Below are 9,638 nucleotides of genomic sequence, written 5' to 3' on the forward strand. Positions count from 1 at the left end.
CGCGCGAATATGCATTTCACGATTCGATGTTTGTCGGCCGGAAACCGATTCCGTAACCTGCCCGGCAGCCGCGCCGCTCGCGCGCGGATCACCGAGGACATGCCGCCGATGAACCCCTCTTCCGCCACGGCACGCCGCCGCGTGCTGCAGCGTCTTGCCGCCTTCGCCGCCGCGCCGCTCGCCGGCGGCATCGCACTGCCCGCCCGCGCGGCCGGCGCCGACCTGTCGGGCGTCACGCTCGTGCTCGGCGACCAGGCCGGCGGCCTGCGCGCGCTGGCCGAAGCCGCGCACGTGCTCGACGGCACGCCGTACCGGTTCCGCTGGGCCAATTTCCAGGGCGCCGCGCCGCTGTTCGAGGCACAGCGCGCGGGCGCGATCGATCTCGCGCCGGCCGGCGACCTGCCCGTGCTGACTGCCGCGCTCGGCGATCCTTCGCTGCGGATCGTCGCGACGCGCGTCGGCTCGCCGGCGTCGCTCGGCATCGTCGTGCAGCCCGACTCGCCGGTCCGCACCGTCGCCGACCTGAAAGGGCAAACCGTCGTCGTGTCGTCCGCGCGCGGCAGCATCTCGCAATATCAGCTGTACGGCGCGCTGCGCGAGCACGGCCTCGCGCCGCGCGACGTCGACGTGCGTTTCGTGCTGCCCGTCGATGCGTTCGCCGCGTTCGAGGCCAAGCGGATCGGCATCTGGGCGACCTTCGACCCGTACTACGGGCATGCGGTACGACGCGGCGCGCGCATCGTCCGCGACGGCAGCGGCATCAATTCGGGGCTCGCGTTCCTCACGTCGCCGGTCGACACGCTCGACGACCGCGCGAAGCGCGCGGCGCTCGCGGACGTGCTCGCACGGCTGACCCGCGCGGGCCAATGGGCGCTCGCGCACCCGGCCGACTACGCGACAGTCTATGCGTCGCTGACGCGCCTGCCGCCCGACGCGGCCACCGACATCGCGCGCCGGGCGGCGCTCGCGCAGCGCAGCCTCAGCGGCGCCGACATCGACGTGCTGCAGCGCGTCGCCGATCGCGCGGCGGCGGATGCGATCCTGCCGCGGCGCGTCGATGTCGCGTCGATCGCGATCCGGAATCTGTCCGCCGGATAGAAGGCAGGAGGCGCCGGAAGCAACGAGCGCCGGGCGCTGCAACGCGACGGGCTACGCTCGGCTCGGTTTCGACATGTCGAGATCCGGCACGTCGTCGCCGAACGTCGGCGCGACGAGCGTGCGCATCGCGGCAATCAGCAGCGTCGGCCCCGACTGGTTGAGCGTGCAGCGCTCGCCGGCGGCCGGCACCGCGCGATGCAGCACGGCCCGCCACGCGCCATGCCCGCCGTCGCGCTCGAACGCGGCGAACGGCAGCCGCTCGACGATCGGGCCGCCGTCCGTCCACGAAGACGACGGCGCGAACGACACGCTCGCGCCGCCCGTCTCGCGGATCGCCCGGCATGCGCCGCCGGCGACGCACGGCGCGCCGAGGCCTTCGGCCAGCGCCACCCAGTAGTCCAGCGCTGCGCCGGTCAGGTCTTGAACTTGCATCGCGCGCTCCTTCGACATCGAAAAACCTCGTCCGGGCGCCTGCACACGCCCCGCCGGCCATCGGCAAGCCGTGCGTCGACAGCGCAACAGCCCGCCGCGCGACCCGCGCATCGGTATTACGAATCGTCGATTTCTGCCTACAATGATCGTAACGCCTGTCGTCCGGCCTGCGGCGGACGATAACCGGATCAATACGGTGCAGCGCAGGCCGGATCTCTCGGGGGACGCATGCCCACGCACGCCAGAAAGCCGCTGGTCTCGCTCGTCGTGCCGTTTCACGACGAAGACGAAACGATCGACGCATTCTTTGCCGAAACTCTGCCCGTCCTCGAGTCGCTCGACACGGTCCGCTTCGAGATCGTCTGCATCAACGACGGCAGTCGCGATCGCACGCTCGACCGGCTGCTCGAGGTCATGGCCGGCGACCCGCGCGTGCGCGTCGTCGATCTAACGCGCCGCTTCGGCAAGGAGGCCGCGCTCACCGCCGGCCTCGACGAAGCGACCGGCGCCGCGGTGATCCTGATCGATGCCGACCTGCAGGACCCGCCCGCGTTGATCCCCGCGATGATCGAGCGCTGGCTCGCAGGCGTCGAGGTCGTTGCCGCAAAGCGCACCGACCGCATGTGCGATCCGTTGATGCAGCGCTTGGCCGCCGCGCTCTACTACCGCGTGCACAACCGGCTCTCCGAAGTCGAGATGCCGGAGAACGTCGGCGATTTCCGGCTGATGGACCGTCAGGTCGTCGACGCGCTGCGCGCGCTGCCCGAGCGGAGACGCTTCATGAAAGGCCTGTTCGCGTGGGTCGGCTTTCGCACCGCGATCGTCGAATACACGCGCGCGCCGCGCAGCGGCGGCCGGTCGAAGTTCTCCGGATGGAAGCGCTGGAACTTCGCGCTCGAAGGCATCACGAGCTTCAGCACGGTGCCGCTGCGCGTGTGGACCTACGTCGGCCTCACGTTCGCGATGCTCGCGCTCGTCTACGGCGCGTTCATCGTCGTGCGCACGCTGCTGCTCGGCAACCCGGTGCATGGCTACGCGTCGCTGATTTCCGTCGTGCTGTTCATCGGCGGCATCCAGCTGGTCGGCATCGGCGTGATCGGCGAATATCTCGGCCGCATCTATCACGAGTCTAAGCAACGCCCGGTCTATCTGGTGCGGGGGCGCTACCGCGCCGAGCGGGATGCCGCCGCGCATCCGGCGTCGAAACTGCTGCAGTTCCCGCTCAAGCGCGTGCACGCGGCGCGCCGCCGGCCGGCGACGCCCGCGGTCGCCGGCCACACCGCCAGGAAAATCTCCGTCAAGTAACCGGCAAGCGGCGCATGGACATTCCCCGGCAATCGATGCGCTCGGCGGAGCGCCCCGTCCGCGCGTGGCTGACGCCCCGGCGCGTCGTCGCATACAGCGCGTTCGTGCTCGTGTTCCACGTGCTGTTCCTGGCGATCTGGGCGTACGTGATCCGCTACACGCCCGGCACCGCCATCGCGAGCCCGGGTGCGGACTACTCGGTGTTCTGGTCGGCGTCGTACGTGATGCTGCACGGCGCGCCATGGCAGGCGTACGATTTCCCGACCTTCTCGCGGCTGGCGGCCGCGTTGTTCCCGTATTTCCGCAGCGAGGGCCTCGTCGCCTGGCTGTACCCGCCCACCTACCTGCTGCTCGTGACGCCGTTCGCGCTGCTGCCCTTTGCGATCGGCTATCCGCTGTTCGTCGCGCTCGGCATCGTCGTGTTCGGGTTCGCCGCGTGGCGTGTGTCGGGCCTCGGCGCGACGCCCGGCGTGCGGCGCGTCGGCGCGTTCGCGCTGGTTGGCGCCCCGTGCGTGTTCGTCACCGCGATGCTCGGGCAGAACGCGTTCCTGACCGCTTCGTGCGCGGCGCTGGCCGTCTACTGGGCCGACCGGCGGCCGATGTGGGCCGGCCTCTGCATCGGCCTGCTGTCGGTCAAGCCGCAGATGGCGCTGCTGTTCCCGTTCGTGCTGGTCGCCGCGCGCGCGTGGCGCACGATCGCATGGGCCGCGCTCGCCACCGCCGCGTTAGGCGCGTTGAGCGTGCTGGTGTGCGGCGTCGAGTCGCTGCGCCTGTTCGTCGCCAGCGCGGGGCTCGCGCGATCGCTCATTCTCGAGCATGGCGTGATGTTCTGGTTCGCGTCGCCGACGCCGTTCGCGGCGTTTCGCCTCGCCGGCCTGCCGCTCGGCGCCGCGTATGCCGCGCACGCCTGCGTCGCGGCGATCGCGATCGCGGCCGCATGCATCGTGTGGGCGCGCTCGCGCGACACCCGCGTACGCGCGGCGGTGCTGGCGGTTGCGACGCTCGCGGCGAACCCGTACGTGTGGCATTACGAGCTCGCATGGCTCGGCATCGCGATCGCGTGCATGCTGGCGACCGGCTGGCGCGACGGCTGGCTGCGCGGCGAGCAGGCCACGATCGCGCTGATGTGGGCGCTGCCGCTCTACGAATACCTGAACCCGTGGCTGCAGCTACCGCAGATCGGCCCGGCCGTGACGCTCGCCGCTCTCCTCGCGCTGCTGCGCCGCGCGCGGTCCGGCGCTCACAGCGCGAGCCGCGGCGGCACGTACACGCCGTAGTATGGCCCGACGCCGGTCGCGACGCCGGTCATCTTCACGCCGGCGACGAAGTGGCCCTGGATGTACTTGTAAGAGCCCCCGAGCGACACGTCGATGTGGAACGCCGCGAACGCGACGATCGGCACGTAGGTGCTGGTCGACGTCTGCGTGACGACCGGCAGCACCACCGTCGTGCCGACCGGCACCGACGTGTAGAGCGTCGCCTTCACGCCGGTCGCGAGGTAGATGCTGTCGCCGATATTGAGCGTCGTCGGGTTGCCGGTCACCATCAGCCCGCCCATCGTCGTCGTGTCGGTCGCCGTCGACTGGAACGACGTCCACTGCCCGCCCATGCACAGCGTGCCGTAGGTCTGGCCGTTCGTGATCGAGAACTCGTACGGCAAGCCCGTCAGCGGATTGATCAGCGGCTGGTTGGTCGCCGCGTTCCAGTACTGGTTGTACACGCACTGGTCGATCGCGATCGGAAACAGTCCGCCGGCCGCCACCCCGCCCGGCGCGGCCAGCACCGCCACCGCGGTCGCGCTGCCGGACGCGCCGGGAATCCCCAGCAGCCCGCCGAGCAGCAGCGGAATCGAGCCGCCGTTCACGCCCGGCGCGCGCGTCACGGTGACCTGCACGGCCGGCACGTCGTACGAGCCGGGCGTGATGGTCGTCGCCTGCATGGATGCGGGGCTGCGCGTCACGTTCCAGTAGCCGGTGGTCACCGTGCCGGTCGACAGCGCGGCGCCGGCCGCCGAGTTCTGCGCGATCACGCCGTTTGCCGCCAGCGCGGCCTGCGACCAGTTCAACGCGCCGCCGCTCGGCGACATCATCGCGTCGGCCCCCGCGAGCGCGGCCGCGTCGGCGGCGTTCTGCAACTGGTTGCGCACGGTGGCCACCCACGCGACGTCGATCGCCAGCGCGCCGAACGACAGCAGCGGAATCAGGAACAGCAGGAAGAACAGCGCGATCGAGCCGCGCTGCCGCGCGGGGCCGGGAGCGCGCGTGTCGCCCGCGTCATTCATAAAGCATCACCGAAGTGGCCGAGACCGTCACCGGGCCGGTCAGCGCGCTGAACGCGGAACCGAGCACCAGCCCCGAATACGTGTAGGTCACCGTCACCGTCAGCGCGGTGCCCGACGTCGTGCCGTTCGCCTGGGTCACGGTCACGGCCGGTGTCGTCGGTGTGCCGCCGGTGATCAGGCTGTTCTGCATGTAGGTCTGCGCGACGTTGGCGATCTGCGTCGTGGTCAGCATCGGCACGCGCAGCATGACGCCGGCGCGCGCGGCCTCGCGGCTCGCGTTCGTGATGACGGCCTTGTCGCACAGAATCAGGCTCGTGTCGATGATGCCGATCAGCACCATCAGCAGGAACGGCAGCATCAGCACGAACTCGAGGGACACGACGCCGTGCGCGCGGCGGGCGAGCGTCGCCCCGCGTGTCATTTTGCGGCCCCCGCTCCCGGCGGCGCGACGCCCGACTCCAGCGCCGCACCCGACAGCGGCGGCGCGCCGCCGGCAGCCCCGCGCGACGCGAGCCGCGCGCGCACCGCCTGGTAGAAACGCAGGTTGTCGGCCACCGCCGACGCGGGCAGGTCCGCGGACAGCAGCTTCTTCGCCGAATCGGTGTTGCCGAGCACGCCATACGCGAACGCGAGGTTCTGGCGCGCCTGCCACGGCGCATCGGGCAGCCCCGCGACGTCGAGCAGCACGTTCACGCCCTCGCGCGGCCGGTTGCTCAGCACGAGCGACAGCCCGAGGTCGATGCGCAGCCCCTGCGCGTCCGGGTGCGCGCGCAGCGCGTCGCGATACACGGCCTGCGCATCCGCATGGCGCCCCTGCAGATCGAGCACGGTGCCGAGCCCTTCCGCCGCGAGCGGATGGTTCGGCTGCGCGGCCAGCAGGTCGCGATAGCGCTGCGCGGCTTCGTCGAGCCGGCGCTGCCGCAACGCGACGCGCGCGAGCCCGAGCCGCGGGCCGAGCTCCGCGGGCGACTGCCGCTGCGCTTCGTCGTAGAGGATCCGCGCGCGCTCCAGGTCGCCGGCGCGATAGTTGACGTCGCCGAGCCCCAGCCGCGCCGCGAGCGAATCGGGATGCTTCGCGAGCACCTTCTCGTACAGCGTCGACGCGAGATCGACGTTGCCGCCCGCGAGCGCGCTGTCCGCGATGCGCAGTTCGGCCTGCGGGTCGTCGCTCTTGTGCGACAGCACCGGCCGCGTCTGGACGCCCGGCGCGCCGCAGCCGCCGGCCAGCACCGGCAGCACGGCCGCGAGCGCGAACATGCGTACGACGGATCGTGTCATTTGAATACCTCGAGCAGGCGGATCGCCGCCGGCCCCGCCGCGATCAGGCCGACCGTCGGCAGGATGAACAGCATCATCGGCAGTGTGATCTTCGGCGCGAGCTTCGCGGCCTTTTCCTCGAGCGCGACGATCTGCTCGGTGCGCTCGCTGCGCGACAGGGTTCGCAGCGCCTGCGTGATCGGCGTGCCGAACCGCTGCGACTGCGTGAGCGTCGTCGCGAGCGAGCGCGCCGACGAGAAATCGACGCGCGTCGCGAAATGCGTGAGCGTCGCGGATACGTTGCCGCTCAGCGTGAGTTCGTCCGCGCACACCGTCAACTCGTCGGCGAGCGGCGGGCAGATGCGCGCCAGTTCGTGCGCGACGCGCCGGATGCCCGAAGCGAGGCTGTTGCCGGCCATCGTGCAGATCACGAGCAGGTCGAGCGCGTCCGGAAAGCACGCGGCGATGATCCGCCGCCGCCGCCGGATCATCGCGCCGAGCACGTACTCGGGCACGATCACGCCGATCACGAACGCGGCGATCATCGCCAGCGCGCGGATCACGAAGTATTCGCCGAGCCGTGGAATGTACGGGCTGAACACGATCGCGACGCCCGCGAACAGCACGCCGCAGCTCAGCTTGATGCCGATCATCGACGACACCGCGCGGCGGTCGCGAAAGCCCGCGCGCGCCAATTGCAGGCCGAGCTTCACGCGCTGCATCGGGTCGAGCACCGGCAGCCGCTCGCCGAGCTGCGCGAGCCGGCGCGTCAGGCCCTGGCGGACCTCGCCCGGCTGCAGCCGCCCCGCCGCGAGCGACGGCGCGCGCTGCCCGGCCGCCTGCTGCACGCGCATGGCGATGCGCCGGCGCGTGCCGCCGCCGGGCGTGACGAGCGCCACACCGACGCAGGCGAGCAACAGCAGCAGTTCGAGGCCGCGGGCGGCCAGCATCGACATCGTCATCGCGCGGTATCCAGTCTCGAGATCTTGCGGATCGCCAGCAGCCCGACCGTCAGCAGCCCGGCGGCGATCGTCAGCATCGTGTTGCCGGCGTGCGTCGTGAACAGCAGCATCACATATGGGCGGTTCACGAGGAACAGCGCGCCGATCATCACGAACGGCACCGCCGAAATGATCTTCGTCGTGATCCGCCCTTCGGCGGTCAGCGCGCGGGTCTTCAGGCGGATGTCGCGGCGCGTGCGGATGATGCTCGACAATTCGTCGAGCGTCTCGCCGAGGCTGCCGCCGGTTTCGCGCTGCAGCAGCAGGTAGACGGTAAAGAACGAGAAGTCCGCGATCATCAGCCGGTCCGCCGCCTGCGTGAGCACGTCCTTGAGATCCGCCCCGACCCGCAGGCTGTCGCCCATCGTGCGGAACGTCGAGCGCACCGGCTCGGCCGCGCCGTCGCCGACCGTGCTGATCGCCTGCGTGACCGGAATGCCCGCGCGCACGGCCCGCACGATCAGGTCGATCGCGTCCGGGAATGCTTCGAGAAAACGGATCCGGAAGCGCTCGACCAGCGAGCGGTAGCTGGCGCGCATCGCGAGCAGCGGCAGCACGACGCAGATCAGCGGACGCAGGAAGTCCGGCGGACCGATCAGCTTCACCGCGACGATCGCCGCGATCGCGCCGGCGATCGTGCTGGCGACGACGATCCGCATGCCGGCTTCGCCGCCCACCGCGCGCACGCGCGTCAGGTGGCGCCGCAGCCACGTGCGCGCGCGGCCCTGCCGGCGTTCGAGGTTGAACAGCGCGACGCCGGAGCCGGCGGACGCGCCCGCATCGCGGCCCGCGAGCAACGGCGACAGGTGCCGCATCCGCTCGCGAATACGCTGCGCCGGCGTGCGGCGTGCGCGATCGAGCAGCGACGACAGCGCGAGCCCGATCCCGAGGATCACGACGAACGCGCTTGCCGCGAACAGGTCGGCGGCCCTCATTGGCGGAACACCTCGGCGAGCGCGTCCTCGACGCCGTAATAGGCGGCGCGCGGCGCGAATGCCGGCCGCAGCGACGACGCGTCGAACACGCCCTTGACCGCGTCGCGCGTCGTGTCGCCTTCCTGGCGGAACGCGAACAGATCCTGCGTGATGACCACCTCGCCCTCCATCCCGACGATCTCGGTGATCCGCGTGACGCGCCGCACGCCGTCGCGCATCCGCTCGACCTGCACGAACAGGTGCACGGCGCTCGCGATCTGGCGCCGGATCGACAGCAGTTGCAGGTTCGCGTTCGCCATCATGACCATGCTCTCGAGCCGGCTGATGGCGTCGCGCGGCGAGTTCGCGTGGATCGTCGTCATCGAGCCGTCGTGGCCGGTGTTCATCGCCTGCAGCACGTCGAACGCCTCCGGGCCGCGAATCTCGCCGAGGATGATGCGATCGGGCCGCATCCGCAGCGCGTTGCGCACGAGGTCGCGCTGCGAGATTCCGCCGAGCCCCTCGGTATTCTCCGGCCGCGTCTCGAGGCTGACGACGTGCGGCTGCTGCAGTTGCAGCTCGGCGGCGTCCTCGATCGTCACGATTCGTTCGTGCTGCTCGATGTGCTGCGACAACGCGTTGAGCATCGTCGTCTTGCCCGAGCCGGTACCGCCCGAGATCACGATGTTCAGCCGGCACAAACACGCCACCTTCAGCACCTGCAGCATCGGATGCGAGATGTTGCCCTGATGCGCCATCCGCGCGAGCGTGATGTCGCGCTTCGCGAACTTGCGGATCGAGATCGACGGGCCGCGCATCGCGATCGGCGGCAGCACGACGTTCACGCGGCTGCCGTCGGCGAGACGCGCGTCGACCATCGGGCTGCTCTCGTCGACGCGCCGGCCCACCGCCGCCGCGATCCGCTGCGCGACGCTCGTCACGTGCGCGTCGTCGCGGAATTTCAGCGACGTGAGCTCGAGCCGGCCCGCGCGCTCGACGTAGACCTGGTCGGGCCCGTTGACGAGGATGTCGGTGACCGTCTCGTCGGCGAGCAGCGGCTCGATCGGGCCGACGCCGAACATGTCGTTCAGGATCGCGTCGACGATCAGCACCTGCTCGCCGGCCGTGATCTTCAGTCGCTCGCGCTCGACCGTGTGCGCCGCCACCTGCTCGATGCCCGCGCGCACTTCGTCGCGCGTCTTCATCAGCGCCGCCGACATGTTCATCGACGCAAACACCGCGGTGCGGATCGCGTCGAACTTGCCGGAGCGGATCAGCGCCTCGTGGGTGTCGGCGGCCGCGGGCGTGCGGGCCGGCGGCGGCGCGGGCGCGGACGCGACCGCCGGCGCC

The 9,638-nt window shown here is 70.9% G+C and carries 10 protein-coding genes; 3 read left to right on the top strand and 7 right to left on the bottom strand.

Annotation, left to right across the window (positions count from 1 at the left end):
- Window positions 1-108 precede the first annotated feature (108 nt).
- Window positions 109-1,098 carry an ABC transporter substrate-binding protein gene (locus tag ACNQQL_RS33845; protein WP_347068772.1) on the top strand — a complete coding sequence of 330 codons (990 nt, stop codon included), beginning with the start codon at window positions 109-111 and terminating at the stop codon, window positions 1,096-1,098.
- A 51-nt stretch (window positions 1,099-1,149) separates the two neighbouring features.
- On the opposite strand, the gene ACNQQL_RS33850 is transcribed toward ACNQQL_RS33845, so the two are convergent.
- Complete coding sequence (locus ACNQQL_RS33850) at window positions 1,150-1,530, bottom strand: phage protein NinX family protein (RefSeq protein ID WP_347068774.1); 381 nt, start codon at window positions 1,528-1,530, stop codon at window positions 1,150-1,152.
- A 228-nt stretch (window positions 1,531-1,758) separates the two neighbouring features.
- On the opposite strand from ACNQQL_RS33850, the gene ACNQQL_RS33855 reads away from it, so the two are divergent.
- Together ACNQQL_RS33855 and ACNQQL_RS33860 are read left to right on the top strand one after the other, a co-directional pair.
- On the top strand, window positions 1,759-2,835 hold the full coding sequence (locus ACNQQL_RS33855; RefSeq protein ID WP_347068776.1) for a glycosyltransferase family 2 protein: 1,077 nt from the start codon (window positions 1,759-1,761) through the stop codon (window positions 2,833-2,835).
- A 14-nt stretch (window positions 2,836-2,849) separates the two neighbouring features.
- Window positions 2,850-4,112, top strand: coding sequence for a glycosyltransferase family 87 protein (locus ACNQQL_RS33860; RefSeq protein WP_347068778.1), 1,263 nt, complete (start codon window positions 2,850-2,852; stop codon window positions 4,110-4,112).
- Here ACNQQL_RS33860 and ACNQQL_RS33865 read toward each other — a convergent pair.
- The 6 genes from ACNQQL_RS33865 to ACNQQL_RS33890 all read right to left on the bottom strand — a co-directional run.
- Window positions 4,076-5,116: a TadG family pilus assembly protein gene (locus tag ACNQQL_RS33865; protein WP_347068780.1), complete on the bottom strand. Its 1,041-nt coding sequence runs from the start codon at window positions 5,114-5,116 to the stop codon at window positions 4,076-4,078. The genes ACNQQL_RS33860 and ACNQQL_RS33865 overlap by 37 nt on opposite strands.
- Complete coding sequence (locus ACNQQL_RS33870) at window positions 5,109-5,537, bottom strand: TadE family protein (protein WP_347068782.1); 429 nt, start codon at window positions 5,535-5,537, stop codon at window positions 5,109-5,111. The genes ACNQQL_RS33865 and ACNQQL_RS33870 overlap by 8 nt, the downstream gene beginning before the upstream one ends.
- Complete coding sequence (locus ACNQQL_RS33875) at window positions 5,534-6,394, bottom strand: tetratricopeptide repeat protein (protein ID WP_347068784.1); 861 nt, start codon at window positions 6,392-6,394, stop codon at window positions 5,534-5,536. The genes ACNQQL_RS33870 and ACNQQL_RS33875 overlap by 4 nt, the downstream gene beginning before the upstream one ends.
- Window positions 6,391-7,335, bottom strand: coding sequence for a type II secretion system F family protein (locus ACNQQL_RS33880; protein ID WP_204422670.1), 945 nt, complete (start codon window positions 7,333-7,335; stop codon window positions 6,391-6,393). Before ACNQQL_RS33880 ends, ACNQQL_RS33875 begins: the two co-directional genes overlap by 4 nt.
- A complete protein-coding gene (locus ACNQQL_RS33885) occupies window positions 7,332-8,309 on the bottom strand; it encodes a type II secretion system F family protein (protein WP_347068786.1) in 978 nt (325 codons plus the stop codon). Before ACNQQL_RS33885 ends, ACNQQL_RS33880 begins: the two co-directional genes overlap by 4 nt.
- Window positions 8,306-9,638 (bottom strand): CpaF family protein (locus ACNQQL_RS33890; RefSeq protein ID WP_347068788.1); only part of this gene is annotated, 1,333 nt, incomplete at its 5' end. The genes ACNQQL_RS33885 and ACNQQL_RS33890, both read right to left, overlap by 4 nt.

It is taken from the genome of Burkholderia sp. LFS061 (genome assembly GCF_047978125.1).
Taxonomy (GTDB): Bacteria; Pseudomonadota; Gammaproteobacteria; order Burkholderiales; family Burkholderiaceae; genus Burkholderia; species Burkholderia pyrrocinia_C.

Bases quoted from the DNA above. Each gene is read 5' to 3' on its own strand.
- ACNQQL_RS33845 (WP_347068772.1), top strand. From the start codon at position 109: ATGAACCCCTCTTCCGCCACGGCACGCCGCCGCGTGCTGCAGCGTCTT.
- ACNQQL_RS33850 (WP_347068774.1), bottom strand. From the start codon at position 1,530: ATGCAAGTTCAAGACCTGACCGGCGCAGCGCTGGACTACTGGGTGGCG.
- ACNQQL_RS33855 (WP_347068776.1), top strand. From the start codon at position 1,759: ATGCCCACGCACGCCAGAAAGCCGCTGGTCTCGCTCGTCGTGCCGTTT.
- ACNQQL_RS33860 (WP_347068778.1), top strand. From the start codon at position 2,850: ATGGACATTCCCCGGCAATCGATGCGCTCGGCGGAGCGCCCCGTCCGC.
- ACNQQL_RS33865 (WP_347068780.1), bottom strand. From the start codon at position 5,116: ATGAATGACGCGGGCGACACGCGCGCTCCCGGCCCCGCGCGGCAGCGC.
- ACNQQL_RS33870 (WP_347068782.1), bottom strand. From the start codon at position 5,537: ATGACACGCGGGGCGACGCTCGCCCGCCGCGCGCACGGCGTCGTGTCC.
- ACNQQL_RS33875 (WP_347068784.1), bottom strand. From the start codon at position 6,394: ATGACACGATCCGTCGTACGCATGTTCGCGCTCGCGGCCGTGCTGCCG.
- ACNQQL_RS33880 (WP_204422670.1), bottom strand. From the start codon at position 7,335: ATGACGATGTCGATGCTGGCCGCCCGCGGCCTCGAACTGCTGCTGTTG.
- ACNQQL_RS33885 (WP_347068786.1), bottom strand. From the start codon at position 8,309: ATGAGGGCCGCCGACCTGTTCGCGGCAAGCGCGTTCGTCGTGATCCTC.